The organism is Streptomyces sp. 351MFTsu5.1 (assembly GCF_000383655.1).
Lineage (GTDB): Bacteria > Actinomycetota > Actinomycetes > Streptomycetales > Streptomycetaceae > Streptomyces > Streptomyces griseorubiginosus.
In genome coordinates this window covers 53,941-71,081 of the sequence record NZ_KB911784.1, presented here as the reverse complement: position 1 = coordinate 71,081, position 17,141 = coordinate 53,941, and the positions used below count along the sequence as shown (strand labels likewise).

14 protein-coding genes, 1 tRNA gene and 2 pseudogenes are annotated in these 17,141 nt (G+C 71.0%); 12 read left to right on the top strand and 5 right to left on the bottom strand.

The features are described from left to right. Positions 1-55 precede the first annotated feature (55 nt). The 3 genes from H295_RS0123150 (at position 56) to H295_RS0123140 (ending at position 3,129) form a co-directional block, all read left to right on the top strand. Positions 56-1,336 carry a M6 family metalloprotease domain-containing protein gene (locus H295_RS0123150; protein ID WP_020137738.1) on the top strand — a complete coding sequence of 427 codons (1,281 nt, stop codon included), beginning with the start codon at positions 56-58 and terminating at the stop codon, positions 1,334-1,336. A 70-nt stretch (positions 1,337-1,406) separates the two neighbouring features. Beyond that, positions 1,407-2,993 (top strand): IclR family transcriptional regulator domain-containing protein, encoded by a 1,587-nt coding sequence (locus H295_RS0123145; protein ID WP_020137737.1) that lies wholly within the window; start codon positions 1,407-1,409, stop codon positions 2,991-2,993. A 60-nt stretch (positions 2,994-3,053) separates the two neighbouring features. Further along, positions 3,054-3,129 (top strand) — tRNA-Arg (locus H295_RS0123140). Positions 3,130-3,176: 47 nt separating this feature from the next. Here H295_RS0123140 and helR read toward each other — a convergent pair. Then, the gene (helR, locus tag H295_RS0123135) at positions 3,177-5,342 is read right to left on the bottom strand and encodes an RNA polymerase recycling motor ATPase HelR (protein ID WP_028809656.1); all 2,166 of its coding nucleotides are present in this window, start codon (positions 5,340-5,342) and stop codon (positions 3,177-3,179) included. 305 nt (positions 5,343-5,647) lie between these two features. Between helR and H295_RS0123130 the strand changes: the two genes are divergently transcribed. The 6 genes and pseudogenes from H295_RS0123130 to H295_RS48005 all read left to right on the top strand — a co-directional run. Further along, positions 5,648-6,325 (top strand): glycoside hydrolase family 11 protein, encoded by a 678-nt coding sequence (locus H295_RS0123130; RefSeq protein WP_020137735.1) that lies wholly within the window; start codon positions 5,648-5,650, stop codon positions 6,323-6,325. Further along, the gene (locus H295_RS0123125) at positions 6,325-7,002 is read left to right on the top strand and encodes a polysaccharide deacetylase family protein (RefSeq protein ID WP_020137734.1); all 678 of its coding nucleotides are present in this window, start codon (positions 6,325-6,327) and stop codon (positions 7,000-7,002) included. The genes H295_RS0123130 and H295_RS0123125 overlap by 1 nt, the downstream gene beginning before the upstream one ends. A gap of 290 nt (positions 7,003-7,292) precedes the next feature. Next, a complete protein-coding gene (locus tag H295_RS0123120) occupies positions 7,293-8,213 on the top strand; it encodes an N-acetylmuramoyl-L-alanine amidase (RefSeq protein WP_020137733.1) in 921 nt (306 codons plus the stop codon). Positions 8,214-8,327: 114 nt separating this feature from the next. Beyond that, a complete protein-coding gene (locus H295_RS0123115) occupies positions 8,328-9,737 on the top strand; it encodes a DUF2235 domain-containing protein (protein WP_020137732.1) in 1,410 nt (469 codons plus the stop codon). A gap of 71 nt (positions 9,738-9,808) precedes the next feature. After that, the gene (locus H295_RS0123110) at positions 9,809-10,642 is read left to right on the top strand and encodes a helix-turn-helix domain-containing protein (protein ID WP_020137731.1); all 834 of its coding nucleotides are present in this window, start codon (positions 9,809-9,811) and stop codon (positions 10,640-10,642) included. Further along, positions 10,639-10,746 (top strand): annotated as a pseudogene (locus H295_RS48005) (DUF397 domain-containing protein); the annotation flags it as partial. The gene H295_RS0123110 and the pseudogene H295_RS48005, both read left to right, overlap by 4 nt. On the opposite strand, the gene H295_RS0123105 reads toward H295_RS48005, so the two are convergent. After that, complete coding sequence (locus H295_RS0123105; protein WP_020137730.1) at positions 10,714-11,952, bottom strand: MFS transporter; 1,239 nt, start codon at positions 11,950-11,952, stop codon at positions 10,714-10,716. The pseudogene H295_RS48005 and the gene H295_RS0123105 sit on opposite strands and share 33 nt — an antisense overlap. A 73-nt stretch (positions 11,953-12,025) precedes the next feature. On the opposite strand from H295_RS0123105, the gene H295_RS0123100 reads away from it, so the two are divergent. Continuing rightward, entirely contained in the window at positions 12,026-13,039 is a 1,014-nt protein-coding gene (locus H295_RS0123100; protein WP_020137729.1) for an ArsR/SmtB family transcription factor, read from the top strand. A 19-nt stretch (positions 13,040-13,058) separates the two neighbouring features. After that, positions 13,059-13,556: a glutathione peroxidase gene (locus H295_RS0123095; RefSeq protein WP_020137728.1), complete on the top strand. Its 498-nt coding sequence runs from the start codon at positions 13,059-13,061 to the stop codon at positions 13,554-13,556. A 254-nt stretch (positions 13,557-13,810) separates the two neighbouring features. On the opposite strand, the gene H295_RS0123090 is transcribed toward H295_RS0123095, so the two are convergent. The 3 genes from H295_RS0123090 to H295_RS0123080 form a co-directional block, all read right to left on the bottom strand. After that, a complete protein-coding gene (locus H295_RS0123090; RefSeq protein WP_020137727.1) occupies positions 13,811-14,002 on the bottom strand; it encodes a DUF397 domain-containing protein in 192 nt (63 codons plus the stop codon). 190 nt (positions 14,003-14,192) lie between these two features. Continuing rightward, positions 14,193-15,062 (bottom strand): helix-turn-helix domain-containing protein, encoded by an 870-nt coding sequence (locus H295_RS0123085; protein ID WP_020137726.1) that lies wholly within the window; start codon positions 15,060-15,062, stop codon positions 14,193-14,195. A 368-nt stretch (positions 15,063-15,430) separates the two neighbouring features. Continuing rightward, positions 15,431-16,186 carry a GOLPH3/VPS74 family protein gene (locus H295_RS0123080; RefSeq protein ID WP_028809655.1) on the bottom strand — a complete coding sequence of 252 codons (756 nt, stop codon included), beginning with the start codon at positions 16,184-16,186 and terminating at the stop codon, positions 15,431-15,433. 235 nt (positions 16,187-16,421) lie between these two features. Here H295_RS0123080 and H295_RS47235 point away from each other — a divergent pair. After that, positions 16,422-17,141 (top strand): annotated as a pseudogene (locus H295_RS47235) (hypothetical protein); the annotation flags it as partial.

Sequence of the window (17,141 nt, the reverse complement as noted above, 5' to 3'; positions counted from 1 at the left end):
TCGAAAAGGTGCAGCCTTCCGACCAGCGGCTGCCGCGCTCCGAAGGGTGCCCCGCATGCCGTGGACCAGCCGTCGCATACGCCCGCGCCGGGTCGCCGCCCTCGTGTCCGTGACGGCACTGACCCTCGCGGTCAGCACCTCCGCCGGCAGCGGGCCGCTCACCGCGAAGGCCCCCACCGCGGCCGGCCCCGTCGCCCTGGCCCGCTCCGACTCCCACGGCGCCTGTCTGATCAACGGCGGCCCGACGGTCCAGATGTCCGAGGGCCTGCCCACACCCAACGGCTACTCCCGCTCCACCGGCACGGTCCACGCGCTGACCCTGATGGTCGACTTCTCCGACGCACCCGGCTCCGGCCCCGCCCTGAGCCGCTTCCGGGAGTTCTTCCCGCAGACCCAGGACTGGTTCCGCACCAGTTCCTACGGCCGTCTCGACTACCGCCCCGAGACCCCGATCCCCGACTGGCTGCGCATGCCGAGGTCGTTCCGGTCCTACGGCATAGAGCGCGGCGCCCCCTTCGACCCCGGCTACCGGCGGCTGATCCAGGACATCGTGGCCGCCGCCGACCCCAGGGTGGACTTCCGGCAGTACGACTTCCTGAACGTCCTGGTGACCCCGAACGCGGGCCCTTCCGCCCTGGACACGGTCCTGTCGGTGACCTTCGCCGGCAACACCGACGCCCCCGTCGCCGACGGGGTGCCCGTCGCCAACGCCTCCTTCGTGTACTCCCGCCAGGACGACGGCTCCGGCTCCTATCCGCAGACCGGCTTCCGGGTGCTGCCGCACGAGAACGGCCATGTCTTCGGGCTGCCCGACCTGTACACCCAGGCGGGCGGGGGCGCGGTCGGCCACTGGGACATCATGAGCGAGGACTGGGGGGCCGACAACGACGTGCTCGGCTGGCACAAGTGGAAGCTGGGCTGGCTGGACGCGGCGCAGGTCGACTGCGTGACCGAGCGCGGCACCACGCAGTACACGCTGACCCCGCTGGCCCGGCAGGGCGCCGGCACGAAGCTCCTCTTCGTCCCCCTCAGCCGCCGCACCGGCTACGCCGTCGAACTGCGCACCCACGAGGGCAACGACGAGACGGTGTGCCGGCCGGGCGTGCTGGTCTACCGCGTCGACGCGAACGTGGACACCGGACGCGGCCCGGTCCGGGTCTACGACTCCCACCCCGACAGCGGCGGCTGCACCCGCAGCCCCAACGTCCACGCGGAACTGTCGGACGCGCCGTTCACCACCGGCGAGGAGTTCCGGGATCCGCGCAGGGGGGTGCGGGTGCGGGTGGAGGGGGTGGACGAGGAGGGGAACGTCCGGGTCGGGGTCACGCGGGGGTAGGCGGCGGAGGGATGGGTGCAGGTGCGGCGGACTACCGTAGGCGTGCCCCGATCGCCGTACCGGAGAACCGATGCCCGCTGAGACGCCCCCTTCACCGGACGCACCGGAGTCCGCCGTCCCGGCCGAGGCGGTCGCACCGCTGATCAGGGGGGTCAGGGTGCTGCGGGAGCTGACCGAGGCGGGCGGGACGCTGAGCCTGAGCGGGCTGGAGCGGGCGACGGGCCTGGCGCGTTCCACGGTCGACCGGATCACCTCGACGCTGGCCCGCATGGGATACGTCCGCCTCGACGGCCGGGACGCGGTGGCGACCCCCCGGCTCATGGAACTCGGCAACGCCTATCTCGCCGCCCTGCGTCTGCCCGACCTGCTCTCCGCGCGGGCCGACGCCCTCGCCGACGCGCTGGACGAGTCGGTGTCGCTGGCGGTCGCCGACCGGGACGGCATCCGCTTCATCCACCAGGCCACCCGCCGCCGCGCGATGTCCCTCAGCTTCCGCATCGGCGACCTGCTCCCCGCCGAACGCACCGCGCCGGGGCCCCTGTTCGCCGCCGAGTGGACCGACGCCCAGTGGCGGGCCTGGCGGGAGCGCCGGGCGGCAGACCCGGAGAACCGGCACTTCACCGCCGTACCCCCGCGGGAACTACCCTTCCCGGACGCGGAGTTCGAGCAGCGGGCGGAAGCGGCGGGGCGTGACGGCTGGGCGCTGGACGACCAGTTGATCGAACCGGGCCTGGTGGCGGTCTCCGTGCCGGTACGGGACCCGCGCACGGGCCGGATCGCCTGCGTGGCGAACGTCGTGAGCCACACCAGCCGGCACACCGCGACCGGTCTGCGCGACACGCTGCTGCCGCGGCTGCGGGCGACGGTGGCCGAGATGGAGCACGAACTGGCGACCGCGCCCACGCCCGACCCCGGCCCGCCCCCCTCCGACCTGGCCTCCTGGACCGGCGCGTCCAAGCACGAACTGGGCCGGGAGTTCATCGAGTCCCTCGCGCGCGGCCTGACGGTCCTGACCGCCTTCGGCGCGGGCAGGGCCGCGCTGACCCTGACGGACGTGGCACGGGCGACCGGCCTGGCCCGGGCGACCGCGCGCCGGGCCCTGATCACCTACGAACACCTGGGCCTGGTCCGCCAGCACCCGGAGTCACGGACCTTCACCCTCACCCCGCGGGTCCTGTCCCTGGGCTTCCCGCCCCTGTCCCGTACGACCCTCCCCCGCATCGCGGCCCCGCACCTGACGGACCTCTCGGCCCGGATCCGGGAGTCGACGGCGCTGGCGATCCTGGTCTCCCCGGGCCCGGACGCGGAGATCCAGTACACGGCACGGGCGGTGTCCCCGCGGATCATGGGCGTGGACATCCGGGTCGGCACCCGGCTGCCGGCCGCGGCGACCTCGCTGGGCCGGGTGCTGCTGGCGGAGAACCGGTCCCACGCCCTGCTGGACGAGGACTGGGAGGACGGTCTGCGCACGCTCGCCGTCCCGCTGCACGACCGTACGGGCCGGGCGGTCGCCGCGGTGGGCGTGGCCCTGCACGCGGCGGGCCGCACGGCGGCGGAGTGCGCCGACGAACTCCTCCCCGAACTGCGCCGGACGGCGTCCCGCATCGAGGACGAGTTGCGTGCGGCGGGGCGTTTCACCCGGGTACCGCTGCTGTGATGCACCGGAACCGGGAAGAACACCGACGCCTCGATCGGCTACCCTGTCTGACGTTGGCTCGCCTTCGTAGCTCAGGGGATAGAGCACGGCTCTCCTAAAGCCGGTGTCGCAGGTTCGAATCCTGCCGGGGGCACCAGACAAAGGCCCCGGACCGATCATGGTCCGGGGCCTTCCGTTGTGGTCTCAGCCCTCCTGACCGGCACTCGTCAGGACCACCAGGCGCTGTGTCGCCCTCGTCATCGCCACGTACCGGTCCACCGCGCCCTCGACGCCCTCTCCGAAGTCCTGCGGGTCGATCAGGATCACCAGGTCGAACTCGAGGCCCTTCGCGAGGGTCGGGGTCAGGGAGCGGATCCGGGGGGTGGCCTTGAAGGCCGGGTCGCCGATGACGCAGGCCACGCCCTCGGGGTGGGTGCCGAGCCACTCCTCCAGCAGTGCGGGCAGTTCCGTCACGGAGCCGTGGGTGACCGGGGTGCCGGTGCTGCGGATCGACGTGGGGACGTTGGCGTCCGGGAGGGCGGCACGGATGACCGGCTCGGCCTCCTTCATGATCTCTTCCGGGGTGCGGTAGTTGATGCTCAGGGAGGCCATCTCGATGCGGTCGAGGCCCACCCGCCGCAGCCTCTCCTGCCAGGACTCCGTGAAGCCGTGCCGGGCCTGGGCACGGTCGCCGACGATCGTGAAGCTGCGGGACGGGCAGCGCAGCAGCAGCATCTGCCACTCCGCGTCGGTCAGTTCCTGCGCCTCGTCCACGACGACATGGGCGAAGGGGCCGGCCAGCAGGTCGGGGTCGGTCACCTGCAGGGCGCTCTCGTCGACCAGGGCGTGGTGGAAGTCCTCGCCGCGGAGCATCGTCACCAGGCCCATGCCGTACTCGTCGTCGGCGACCGCGCTCAGGTTCTCCACGACGGTGGCCATGCGTTCGCGTTCGGCGGCGGCGGTGGCCTCGTTGCGGCGCTTGCGCAGCGAGGCCTTCGGGTCGCCGAGGCGCTGGCGGGCCGCGTCCAGGAGGGGCAGGTCGGACACCGTCCAGGCCTGGCCGTCCGCGCGCTGGAGCCGTCGTACCTCGTCGCGGTCCAGCCAGGGGGCGCACAGCCGCAGATAGGCCGGGACCGTCCACAGGTCCGAGACCAGGTCGGCCGCCTCCAGCAGGGGCCACGCCCGGTTGAACGCGGTGAGCAGCTCCCTGTTCTGGCGCAGGGACCTGCGCAGCAGCGTCTCCGGGGCGTCGCCCTCGTGCTTGTCGACCAGGATGGTGAGCAGTTCGTTCCAGACCTGGTCGCGGGCGTCGTTGTGCGGGGCGCCCTCCGCCGCGTCGAAGGCCTCGGCCCAGTCGGCGGCGGTCAGCGGGATGTCGGACCAGTGGGTGGTGACGGTCATGCCCTCGGTGGGCGGCTCCTCGTAGAAGCGGACGGCCCTCTCGATGCCCTTCACCAGGTCGGCGGAGGACTTCAGACGGGCCACCTCGGGATCGGCCTCCACCCCGGCCGCCGCCCCCTCGGCCACGAAGTCCCGCAGGACGCAGGTCTGGACGCCCTCCTCGCCCAGGCTGGGCAGCACGTCCGAGACATAGGCCAGGTACGGCCGGTGCGGGCCGACGAACAGCACGCCGCCGCGGCGGTGGCCGAGGCGCGGGTCGGAGTGCAGGAGGTAGGCGGAGCGGTGCAGGGCGACGACGGTCTTGCCGGTGCCGGGGCCGCCGTCGACGACGAGCGCGCCGCGGGAGCTCGCGCGGATGATGGCGTCCTGGTCGGCCTGGATGGTGCCGAGGACGTCCCGCATCCGCTCCGAGCGGTCGCTGCCGAGGCTGGCGATGAAGGCGGACTGGTCGTCGAGCGAGGCGTGGTGCCCGGCGAAGTCGTCGGCGACGAACACCTCGTCCCAGTAGTCGCCGATACGGCCGTCGCTCCAGCGGTACCTGCGGCGGCTCGCCAGGCCCATCGGGTTGGCGTGGGTGGCCCCGAAGAACGGCTCGGCGGCAGGGGAGCGCCAGTCGACCAGCAGTCTGCGGCCCTCGCTGTCGGTGAGTCCGAGGCGTCCGACGTACACGGGCTCGGGGGCATCGGCGGTGACCATGTGGCCGAGGCACAGGTCCAGGCCGAAGCGGCGCAGGGTGCGCAGCCGGGCGCTGAGGCGGTGGATCTCCGTGTCCCGGTCCATCGCCTCCTGGCCGATGCCGCCGGGCGCCCTGAGGGTGGCGGCGAGGGTGTCGGACAGTTCGGCGATCGTCTGCTCCAGGCATGCCGCGATGGCCGCGAAGTGGCGCTCGTCGGCGGCGATCAGGGCCGGGGCGGCCTTGGCGGCGAGGCGCTCGGGGAGGTCGAACACGCTGGTGGGCAGGGAATTCAAGTCGGCAGCTCCGATGTGGGATCCAAGGTCGGTAAGTGTGCGCCACCTCGGGGGCCTTGCCGCAAGCCCCCACGTGCGCTATAGGTTGAACATGGCAGAGAGGTTCACCTCCCTGCCTTTTTCTTTGCCTTCGGTCGACCGGAAGGTCTTCGAAACATTCGAAAGATTCGAAGAGTTCGGATCGATCATTGAAATGCGCTGGTCCGACCCGTGATCAAATATCGCCAGCTCAAAGGCACTCGAATCATTCGAAACATCTGCCGAAACTGTTGACGCTTGACAGGGGCAGACCAAAACTGTGGAGCATGAACCCCACACCCGCACACCCCACGTCCCCCACCCGTCGCACCTTCTGCGGCCTCCTCCTCGCCACCGGTGCCACCCTCGCGCTGCCCGGTACCGCCGAGGCCGCCACGGTCATCACCACCAACCAGACCGGGACCAACAACGGGTACTACTACTCGTTCTGGACGGACGCCCAGGGCACGGTCTCGATGACCCTCAACTCCGGTGGCAACTACAGCACTTCCTGGCGCAACACCGGCAACTTCGTGGCCGGCAAGGGCTGGAGCAACGGCTCGCGCAGGACCGTGAACTACTCCGGCAGCTTCAACCCGTCCGGCAACGCCTACCTGGCCCTCTACGGCTGGACCTCGAACCCGCTCGTGGAGTACTACATCGTCGACAACTGGGGCACCTACCGGCCCACCGGGGCGTACAAGGGCACCGTCAGCAGCGACGGCGGGACGTACGACATCTACCAGACCACCCGCTACAACGCCCCGTCCGTGGAGGGCAACAAGACCTTCAACCAGTACTGGAGCGTGCGGCAGTCGAAGCGCACCGGCGGCTCCATCACCACCGGCAACCACTTCGACGCCTGGGGCCGGGCCGGCATGCCCATGGGCAGCTTCAAGTACTACATGATCCTCGCCACGGAGGGTTACCAGAGCAGCGGCAGCTCCAACATCACGGTGAGCTGATGAGGACCCGGGCGCATCTCCCGTTACTGGCCGCCGCCGCACTGGCCGCCGTCGGCACGCTCGCGGTCCCCGCCTCCGCGGCTCCCCCACAGGCCGCCGCCTGCTCCGGATACGTCGGGCTCACCTTCGACGACGGCCCGGGCAGCAGCACCACCACCCTGCTCAACTCGCTCAGGCAGTACGGCCTCAGAGCCACCATGTTCAACACGGGCCAGAACGCCGCCGCCAACCCGGCGCTCGTCAGGGCCCAGGTCAGCGCCGGGATGTGGGTGGGAAACCACAGCTACACGCACCCGCATCTGACCCAGCAGAGCCAGGCCGCCGTCGACTCGGAGATCTCCCGCACCCAGCAGGCGATCGCGAACGCCGGGGGCGGTACGCCGAGGCTGTTCCGGCCGCCGTACGGCGAGACCAACGCGACGGTCAGGGCCGTGGAGGCCAAGTACGGGCTGACCGAGGTCATCTGGCAGGTCGACTCGCAGGACTGGAACAACGCCAGTACCGACGCGATCGTCGCGGCGGTCGGGCGGCTCACCAACGGGCAGGTCATCCTCATGCACGACTGGCCCGCCAACACCCGCGCGGCGATCCCGCGCATCGCCCAGACGCTGGCCGCCAAGGGGCTGTGCTCCGGCATGATCTCGCCCCAGACCGGCCGCGCGGTGGCGCCGGGCTGACCCACGGCCCCGGCTCTCCCGGCACGGCACGGCACGACACCGCACAGCACGGAACGGCACGTCACAGCACGGCGCGGCGGTCGCACCCGCTTCCCCCTTGGACCGCCGCGCCGCACGCGGATCTCCGTCCCGGCACGACTCCCTTCGGCTGTCAATGTCGCGATTTCGCCACAGTGGCAGGACATCGGCGCCATCATGAGCCGCACGCGAGACGATCGCGCCTCGACAACTCGCACTCGCCGAAGCCTGCTTGACGTGTCGTCACACGCCTCACGGAGGGAACCGCTGCCATGGCCACTCCCCTGTCCGCCGCGAAGATGCTCGCCGCGCTGAAGGCCGAAGGCCTCACCGTGCACGAACACGCCGGCTGGAAGACCCACAACCGCGACGACGAGTCCGGGAAGTCGTTCGGTCCCGTCATCGGGGTGCTGATCCACCACACCGGCGGACACAACGACAAGGAGCTCTGCTTCAAGGGCAGATCCGATCTGCCCGGACCGCTGTGTCACGCCTGGCTCGGCAAGACCGCGGGACTGTGGATGATCGGCAACGGCCGTACCAACCACGCCGGTTACGCCGACATCGATGTCCTGCACGCGCTCCGCGACGAGAAGCCGCTCCCCCACGACGACTCGGCCAAGGCCGACGGCAACGACTGTCTGTACGGCCTGGAGATCGAGAACCTCGGCAACGGCAAGGACGCCTACCCGTCGGCGCAGTACCGGCAGGCCGTGCTGTGGGCGGCGGCGATCTGCCGGGCGCACGGCTGGAGCGAGAGGTCCGTCGCCGGGCACAAGGAGTGCCAGCCGGGCAAGATCGACCCGAGCTTCGACATGGACGACTTCCGGGCCGACGTGAAGAAGCAGCTGGCGGCCGGGGCCGGCAAGCCGAAGCCGACGAAGCCCGCCCCGGGCAAGCCCCGCGTGGACCTGTCCCGGCTGGTGACGGCCGCGAGGACCGACCCCGGGGCCAAGCAGGGCCACGTCAGCTACATGGCCGGCACCAACCTCACCGAGGCAGCCCTCGTCGAACTCGGCTACCTCTCCAAGTCCTACGCCGGGGACGGCTCCTTCGGCTCCACGACCGTCGCCGCCTACGCCAAGTGGCAGAAGCACCTGGGCTACACGGGCGCCGACGCCAACGGCATCCCCGGCAAGATCTCGCTGTCCCGGCTGGGCGAGAAGACGGGGCTGTTCAAGGTCGTGGCCTGAACGGTACCGGGTCGGTCCGAGTTGCGGGCCGGCCCGGTCCCTGCGGTACTGGCTGTATCTCCCGAACCGTCGCGGGCTCCTGTCTACAGGGGCCGCGGGGACAGGAGGCACGGCATGGCCAGACATCTGGTGGTCTGCTGCGACGGGACATGGAATCGCGCCGACCAGTCGTACAAGACCAATGTGGCCAAGGTGGCCCTGGCGGTACGGGGACGCACCGCCGACGACACGGAACAGCGGGTGTACTACCACAGCGGGGTCGGCGCCCAGCGGCCCGAACGACTGCGGGGCGGGGCCTTCGGTCTGGGCCTGTCGCGGAACGTGCTCGACGCCTACCACTTCCTCGTCCAGACCTACGAACCCGGCGACCGCCTGTACCTGTTCGGCTTCAGCCGGGGCGCGTTCACCGCACGCAGCCTGGCCGGGCTCGTGCGCAACTGCGGCATCCTGCGCCGGGAACAGGCCGACCGCACCGCCGAGGCGTGGGCGCTGTACCGCAGCCGCACCAAGCAGCCCACCAGCGTGGCGGCCACCCTCTTCCGCCAGGCCTACGCCCACGAGACGGAGATCCGCTTCGTCGGCGTCTGGGACACGGTCGGTTCCCTCGGCATCCCGGTCCCGGCGCCCTGGTTCCTGCGCCCGCTGGTCGACCGCTTCAACAGGCGCTGGGCCTTCCACGACACCACGCTCAGCAGCTGGGTCAACGGCGCCTTCCAGGCGCTGGCCGTGGACGAACAGCGCTCCGCGTTCCCGCCGACGCTGTGGCACCAGCAGAAGGGCGCCGCCGAGCAGGGCCAGGAGCTGCGGCAGGTCTGGTTCGCCGGGGTGCACACGGATGTGGGGGGCGGCGAGGAGGACTCGAGCCTGTCCGACCTCCCGCTGCTGTGGATGGCCGGGCATGCCACCCGGTACGGCCTGGAGTTCGACCCGCGGGTCCTCAGCAGGACGAAGCCTGAGGAGCCGGAGGAGCCGGAGTTTCCCACGGACTATTTCGTACGACCGGACGCGCTCGGCGAGCGGCACTACTCGCGCGTGAAGTTCTACAAGGTCTTCCGGGTCGTGAACCGGCCCATCGGCCAGGCGGTGGAACCTCCGGACCCGAAGAAGCCGAGGGCACCCGGAGTCGACGTCCTCGACGGGTGCGAGGCCCTGTCCGACTCCGTAGTCGAGCGGTACAAGACCCCGGACAAGCCCTCGGAGGGCGAGTACCGCCCTCCGGAGCTCGACGAGTACTTCAGGATCTACGGGGACGCCCGGTGCATCGAGCACGCACCCCTCCGGGTGGACGAGCCCGGCCCGTACAGTGCCCCCGTGACGACCGTGGAACCCTGCCCCGTCTGCGACGGGCCGTTGACGTCCGGCGGCATGCTCCTGGTCCACCGCGAGGACGACGGCCTGCGCGCCTGCCGCACGCTGTGGAGCTGCGCCGAGGGGCACCACTGGTGGCGGTGGGCCGACCGCCCCGGAAAGCCCCTGGAGGAGTGTCCGTATCCGCAGGTGTTCCGGGGCGTGTTCCAGGGCTGAGGAACCCGTACAGATTTCCTGTACGGGTGACAACGGGTGAACGTACGCCCCGAAATGGGGAGTTCACCGGCATGAGCAACAAGAGCCTCAGTACGCGGCGCCGGAAGAACGCGACCGCCGTGAAGATGGTCGGGTCCCTCGTCGGCACCTTCCGGCGGGCGGCCGGTCTCACCCAGCGGGCACTCGCCGACGAGGTCGCCGTGGACGAGGAGACCATCGCCTCCGTCGAGCAGGGCCGACGCACCCTGAAACCGGACCTCGCGGCCCAGCTCGACGAACTCCTGGACACCAAGGGGGCGTTGTCGGTCGCGTTGGAGAACATGCCGGAGATCGACCTGTTCCCGCGCTGGGCGGAGGAGTACATCGATCTGGAACGGGAGGCGCTGGCCCTGTCCTGGTACGACAACCAGGTCCTGCCGGGCCTCCTCCAGACCCCGGCGTACGCGCGGGCGGTGTTCCTGAACGACGTGCCGGCGCTGACGGAGGCGGAGATCGAGCAGCGGGTCGCGGCACGGACCGAGCGTCAGGAGATCCTGGAGCGCCCGGAGCCACCCACGGTCAGTTTCGTCATCTCCGAGGTGACCGTGCAGGACAGACTGGGCGGAAGCGAGGTGTACACCGGGCAGCTGGGCCGGTTGCGTGAGCTGGCGGCCGTGCCCAGCGTCACCCTTCAGATCATGCCGGTCGGCCGGGACTTCCACGCCGGGCTCTCGGGGCCGTTCATCCTGGTCGAGACGCCTGACCACCAGCGCGTCGGGTACGCCGAAGGGCAGCTCCACGGCCGGATGGTCGCCGAGCCCGACGAGGTCTCCGTGCTGGAACGCAAATATGCGATGCTGCGGTCACAGGCGCTCAACCCGCAGGAGAGCACAAGCCTGTTGGACCGTTTGCTAGGAGACGCATGAGCACCGCACTTCAGTGGTTCAAGTCGAGCTACAGCAGCGAGCAGGGCGGCGCGTGCCTCGAAGTCGCCGCCTCACCCGGCACCGTCCACATCCGTGACTCCAAGGACACCCACGGCCCCACGCTCACCGTCGCCCCCCGCACCTGGACGTCGTTCCTCGCGCTTGCCCAGCGCTGAGAGCGTCAGGGTCACGGCGATCGACGCGGTCGCCATGAGCGTCATCGCCGTGGCCGGGGAGGTCAGTTGGGCGAGGGTGCCGGCGAGGACCGCGCCGATGCCCTGGAGCGCGACCATGCCCGTGGCATGCAACCCGAGGGCCTGACCGGCGAGTTCGTCGGGTGTGAGGGACATCAGGCGTTCCTGGAGGACCAGCGAGGCGGCGAAGCCCAGCGCGGCCACGGTGACCGCCAGGACCGACAGCGCGAGACCGGGCCGTAGGAAGAAGAACAGGTAGGGCGCGGCCAGCAGCAGGCGCAGCGGGGTCGCGAGGCGGGGCCGCAGCGCGGGCGGCACCAGGCGGCCCACCGCCAGGTCGCCCAGGAACATGCCCAGCGCCCCGAACGCGTACATCGTGCCCGCGGCCGAGGGGGCGTAGGAGACGTAGAGCGAATCGCCGCCCACGATCAGGCCGTTGGGGACCCACAGGCCGAGGAACACCAGGCGGCGGGGGCGCGAGGACCACAGCAGGGCGTTGGTGTTCCAGGTCGCGGAGAGGGACGGGCGGCCGGTGGCGCGGGGCGGGCGGGCCGTCAGGCCGAGGCGGGTGACGGCGGCCGAGAGCAGGTAGCAGGCCGCGGTGAGGAGCAGGCAGGTGCGCGGGGACAGGAGCGCGAGGAGCGCGCCGCCCGTCGCGAAGCCGGTGATCTGGATCAGGCCCCAGAGCATGTTGAAGACCGAACGCCCAAGGACGTAACCGCCCTTGGGGAGGATCTCGTTCATCAGGCCGCCGCGCACTCCCCCGCCCAGCGAGGCGACGAGCCCCTGCGCGAGCAGGACGACGAAGACCGCCCGGATCGGCAGGCCGGGCAGGGCCAGTACCGCCGTACCCGCCGCGAAGGCGAGGGAGATGAGGGTCAGGATCGCGCGCGGGGGCAGCCGGTCGGCGCCCGAGAGCAGGAAGGCGGCGCCCAGCAACTGGGCGAGCTGCGGCCCGAACATGCTCACCGCGGACAGTAAGGGGGAGCCGGTGGCCCGGTAGACGAGCGTGCCGAGGGCCAGGCCGCCGATGGTCTGGGCCGCCGCGTAGGCGGCGAAGGAGAGGAGGAAGGGGGCGTACTCCGGGGTGCGGAAGAGCTCGCGGTAGCTGCGCATGGGCAGGAGTGTCGTCAGGGGTCGGCGGGTGACGGTTAGTCTTTCGCGCGTCCGCGAAACGACCGGGGGGTTCATGGGCTGGTGGCAGGTCGACGGGGACACCCTGGTCCGCAGCCGGTTCGTGGTCTGCCCGTTCACCGAGACCTTCGCGGCCCTGCGGCTGCTGCACACCGGCACCGGCGCGCACCCGGGCGAGGAGGCCTGGCTCCGCGCCCACCTGCCCGCCTACCGGGCCCGTCTGGCGGCCGACCCGGTGACCGCGCTGCTGGTGCGCTCGGGGATGGGCACGTCCTGGATCGCCGACTTCCTGGCGCCCCTGCCGCGTGACGGGACGCCCCTGGAGGACACCCTGGCCCGCATCCGGGCGACCGACCCCGCCCAGGCCCGCGCGAACGTCCGGGTCTCGCTGCGCGGCCCGTTCCCGGCCGCCCTGGAGCGCGACGACCTCCCCCAGCGGGCGGCCGCCCTTCTCGCCCACGTCTGGACGGCGACCGTACGGCCGTACTGGGATCGTCGGCGGCGGATCCTGGAGGCGGACGTGGTCGCCCGGACCGCGCAGGTGAGCCGGGGCGGCTGGGCGGCGGTGATCGACTCGCTGCTGCCGGGGCAGACCCGCTGGCTCGGCGACAACCGGCTCCAGGTGAACCGGCACGCGTACCCGCCCCGCGACATCCGGGGCGCCGAACTCGTCTTCGTCCCGGTCACCGCGGGCCGCGGCTGGGCCACGTGGGAGCAGCCGAGTCGGTACGCCCTCGTCTACGGCTGCACCGGCGCCCTCGCCGACCCGGGAGCCCGGAGCGTGCCCGCGAGTCTCGGCACGCTGCTCGGCGCCGGGCGGGCCCGGGTGCTGGTGCTCCTGGACTCCCCGCTCAGCACCAGCCAGCTCGTCGCGGTCACCGGGCAGGCGCTGGGCTCGGTGGGGCGGCATCTGCGGGTGCTGCGGGACGCGGGCCTTGTGGAGCGGCGGCGGTCGGGGCGGTCGGTGCTGTATGCGCGGACGGCGGCGGGGGAGGTCCTGGTGACGGCGTCCGGGGCGGGTACGGGTGAGCGGGAGCCGGGGTCGGGGCCTGGGCCGGGGATTCACTGAGCGGAGTTAGCATCCGCTCATGACTACTTCTTCCTCTCCCCTGGATGTCGAGATCGGTGCCCTCACGGGTGGTGCGGCCGACCTCGGCCAGTACGCCGGCAAGGCCGTCCTCGTCGTGAACGTGGCGTCCAAGTGCGGGCTGACCCCGCAGTACAACGGGCTCGAGAAGCTCCAGGAGCGGTACGCGGAGCGGGGCTTCACCGTGCTCGGCGTGCCGTGCAACCAGTTCCTCGGGCAGGAGCCCGGCAGCGCCGAGGAGATCGCGGAGTTCTGCTCGGCGACGTACGGCGTGACCTTCCCGCTGACCGAGAAGGTCGAGGTGAACGGGGAGGGGCGGCACCCGCTGTACGAGCGGCTGGTGGACTTCGCCGACGCCGAGGGCCACACCGGGGACATCCGCTGGAACTTCGAGAAGTTCCTGATCGGGCGGGACGGGGCGGTCGTGGCCCGCTTCTCCCCGCAGACGGAGCCGGAGTCGGACGAGGTCGTGGCTGCGGTGGAGCGTGCGCTGGCTTAAGCCGTCGGTCGGGTGCGGGCCGGTGGGGGCTTGGCGCGCAGTTCCCCGCGCCCCTAAAGGCGGTGGGTACAGCTGGATGGGCCTGACTGCACCCACTCAGGGGCGCGGGGAACTGCGCGACCAGCCCCCACCGGCCGGCACTCGACGCACAACCCCCGCGGTCAAAGCGCCGCAGGCCCCCTCGGCTAGGACGGCGATCTGGTCGAGAGGGCTCTGTGGTGGTGCTTGTGGAGTTGTAGGGGGGTGGCGTGGTGTCACACCTTGACCGAGGTCACGAAGGCACTCCACGCCTCGGCGGGGAAGGCCAGCTTGGGGCCCTCGGGGATCTTGGTGTCGCCGAGTTCGAGTGCTTCCTCCTCGGTCGACCTCACCATCAGGCACGCCCCGTTGGCGTTGGTGTAGGTGGAGGTCGTCCATGTGTCCAGGGTGCCCAGACGAATTGCCATATCCGCTCCGTAGCCAGATGCGCAGTGTTCGGATTACGCCAACCTTTACTGATCGTTGGCGTGATCGACGCTACTCGCCGACTTCCTCTTTCGGAGCAGCCGTTCACTCTTCTGGTGGCATATTCCAGAGGAGTCTTCCAGCTGGGCCTGCCCGGGGTGTACTATTCGGCCCGCCCTGTCGGGAAGCGGCTCAGCGGGCGTACTCCCGGGCGTATTCCTTCGCGAGATCCTCGATCAACTGGCGCGACTGGTCGACGTTGAGCGCCTGGGCCCTCAAGTGCTCGTACATCACGGTGTACTTCTGCACGTCGTGCGCCTTCTCCAGGTACAGGTCGCTGGTGACACCCTCGATGTAGACCACGCTGGAGTCGGCCGCGTCCGAGAACTCCAGGATCGAGTACTGGCCGCTCAGCCCCGGGTGGGCGCCCACGTCGAACGGCAGCACCTGCACGGTGATGTGGGGCTGCTGGGACATCTCCACCAGGTACTCCAGCTGCTCCCGCATGATCTGCCGGCTGCCCACGACCCGGCGCAGACACGCCTCGTCCAGGACGACCCACAGCCGCAGCGGATCGCGCTCCGCGGAGACCCGGCTCTGCCGCCGCAGCCGCACCTCCACCCGCTTGTCGTTCTCGGTCTCCGTCGCCTCCGGCGCGCCGCCGCGCACGATGGCCTCGGCGTACGGCCGGGTCTGCAACAGGCCGGTGATGATCTGGGGTTCGTACACCCGCAGCGACTCCGCGTCGGTCTCCAGGCCGATGTAGACGCTGTACGGGATGTCCCCGAACGCGTGCCACCAGCCCTGCTGGCGCGAGTCCTTGGCCATCTGCATCAGGGAGTCGACGATCCGCTGGTCCTCGACCTCGTACACCCCGCACAGATCGCGGACGTCACGCTGGCTGATGCTGCGCCGGCCGTTCTCGAGGCGGCTGATCTTCGACTGCGACACCAGCAGCCGCTCGGCCACCTCCTCGGCCGTCATGCCCTTGAGCTCACGGAGCCTGCGGAGCTCCTGGCCCAGCCGGCGCCGCCTGACGGTGGGATTGACATTGGACGCCACGGGACGTGCACCTCCGGCTGCGGGCCTCGTTCTTGACTTTGCGTATCTGCTGTTGAGCAGACTGCCACCAAGGTGCTTATTACCGCTGGGAAACGGCGTATATGCGCCGCGTGCACGACAGTTGGGAACAGCCTGGTCCGGCCCGGTGGGCGGCCGGGCCCGGACATGCGGCCGCGCGGGGCGGCGGAACCGTCCGACGCCCGGTGTACGGACGTACGTACGGTCCCGTCACCCCGCGCGGACCTGCGGCTCCCGAACCGGTCTCATGGGGACTGACGGTGCGGCGCTGTGGCGGTGCGGGTGGTACGGGTCGTGCGGGTGGTACGGGTCGTGCCGGTGGTGCTGTTCCGGTGCCGTGGGACTGCGGCTCAGTGGGCCACGGCGCGCGCCATCGGTCCTCGGCGCGGTTGCATCGGAACACCACGAGCGGGTTCCGGCGCGGGCCTGGCCCCGGGTGCGGCCTGCCGGCCGGCCGGTGCCGGGTTACGGCGTGGCTGTGCGCCCACGCCGTTCTGGACGTCCATCACGGCGTGCGCGACGAGACCGCCCATGGGGTCGTGCCTGATCAGATCCCGCAGCCGGGAGCGGGACGAGCGTCCCTCGTTGCCCGGATACAGGTGCTTGCCGAGGCCGACCGCGTGTGCCAGGGCGGCGAGCGCGGCGGTCCGCGGGTCCGGCGGTACGCCGGTGCGGATCGCCGAGTCCAGTCGGGCCTTGATCTCCCGGCTGATCTCGTTGTCCGTCGCCTGGTAGCGAGTCGTCGGCAGCACTCCGCACATCTGGCCCGCCACGGCATGCACCATGCCGCACCGCTCCAGATGCGAGAGGTAGGTCTGGCGGAGCCCGAGACGCGGCCCGCCGATCCAGTTCACTGCCCGCACGGGAGCGCCACGCCTTCGCAGCAACTCCAACGCGCAGTCCAAAGTCGGATCTCCAGTCGGCCGTGGTACCACCACGGCGATACGATCCCCGTCTGGGGCTATCCGTCCGGCCAGCGCCAGCTCCACTAGCTGTGCTCCGGCCAGACCGAGGTCGAGCGACTGCGGCTGTGCGGTGGTACCCGTGGTCGGGTCCAACGCCAGCAGCAGAAGCTCCTCCGGAATAGTTCTGCGGCTCCTGCCCATCCATGCCTCCCCGCGTGGATGTACGACAGGGTGACCCCTCTCACATTGGTCTGTCGAGGGTGCGTGACCTGTTTGTAGTGGAACCGGTAGGTATGTCGTTCTCGTCTACCGGCTTGGGCAGGGCCACACACAGGACACTGGTACATGGTTCGGACAGCGTGGTGTGGCGGCTGCCCGGGCGGCGAATCAACGGTTCGGCAGACGCACGGTGACGAATACCGATCACGTGCGGCAGATGGAGGAGGCATCGGTGGCGGGCGAGTCCCCCGACAGGTCGAAGCAGCGCGAGTCGTCGGGAGAACCGACGCCGGGGAGCGCGAGTCCGGTTCCCGAGGCGAGGAGTTCCTCACCCGACCCCCGGCTCGCGGTGGCCCGGGAGTCCGTCTCCCTCGGCGGCATCGACACCGCCACGAAGATCTTCTCGGTACGGGATCTCCCGAAGCCCTCCGAGAAGGCCGACGAGAGCCCCGCAGAGCCGGAAACGACGCCTCCGGCCCCCGAGCCCACGGACGAGGCCCCCGAGGCGCCGGAGACGCCCTCTGAGCCCGCGGAAGCGTCTTCCGAGGCCTCCACCGACCCCGGGGACGGCGACGAGCGCCTCCGGGAGGCGGTGGCGAAGTGGGTGACGAAGACCGACGGCGGCCCCAAGCCGGAATCGAAGCCCGCCGCACCGGAGCCAAAGCCGGCCGACGCCGAAACGAAGAGCGACTCCCCGGCACCGGACGCGGAGCCCGAGCCTGCCGACGCCGAAACGAAGAGCGACGCACCGGAACCGGACTCGGAGCCTGAGCCGGCCGACGCCGAAGCGAAGAGCGACTCCCCGGCACCGGGGGCCGAGACGGCCGTAGCGGACGAGGAGCGCGAGACCGACTCCGCCGAGCCCGACACCCCAGGGGCGCGGGGAACTGCGCGACCAGCCCCCACCGGCGACCAGACGGACGACGACGAGACGGCC

Coding starts and splice junctions, on each gene's coding strand:
- H295_RS0123150 (WP_020137738.1), top strand. CDS start 56: ATGCCGTGGACCAGCCGTCGCATACGCCCGCGCCGGGTCGCCGCCCTC.
- H295_RS0123145 (WP_020137737.1), top strand. CDS start 1,407: ATGCCCGCTGAGACGCCCCCTTCACCGGACGCACCGGAGTCCGCCGTC.
- H295_RS0123130 (WP_020137735.1), top strand. CDS start 5,648: ATGAACCCCACACCCGCACACCCCACGTCCCCCACCCGTCGCACCTTC.
- H295_RS0123125 (WP_020137734.1), top strand. CDS start 6,325: ATGAGGACCCGGGCGCATCTCCCGTTACTGGCCGCCGCCGCACTGGCC.
- H295_RS0123120 (WP_020137733.1), top strand. CDS start 7,293: ATGGCCACTCCCCTGTCCGCCGCGAAGATGCTCGCCGCGCTGAAGGCC.
- H295_RS0123115 (WP_020137732.1), top strand. CDS start 8,328: ATGGCCAGACATCTGGTGGTCTGCTGCGACGGGACATGGAATCGCGCC.
- H295_RS0123110 (WP_020137731.1), top strand. CDS start 9,809: ATGAGCAACAAGAGCCTCAGTACGCGGCGCCGGAAGAACGCGACCGCC.
- H295_RS0123105 (WP_020137730.1), bottom strand. CDS start 11,952: ATGCGCAGCTACCGCGAGCTCTTCCGCACCCCGGAGTACGCCCCCTTC.
- H295_RS0123100 (WP_020137729.1), top strand. CDS start 12,026: ATGGGCTGGTGGCAGGTCGACGGGGACACCCTGGTCCGCAGCCGGTTC.
- H295_RS0123095 (WP_020137728.1), top strand. CDS start 13,059: ATGACTACTTCTTCCTCTCCCCTGGATGTCGAGATCGGTGCCCTCACG.
- H295_RS0123090 (WP_020137727.1), bottom strand. CDS start 14,002: ATGGCAATTCGTCTGGGCACCCTGGACACATGGACGACCTCCACCTAC.
- H295_RS0123080 (WP_028809655.1), bottom strand. CDS start 16,186: ATGGGCAGGAGCCGCAGAACTATTCCGGAGGAGCTTCTGCTGCTGGCG.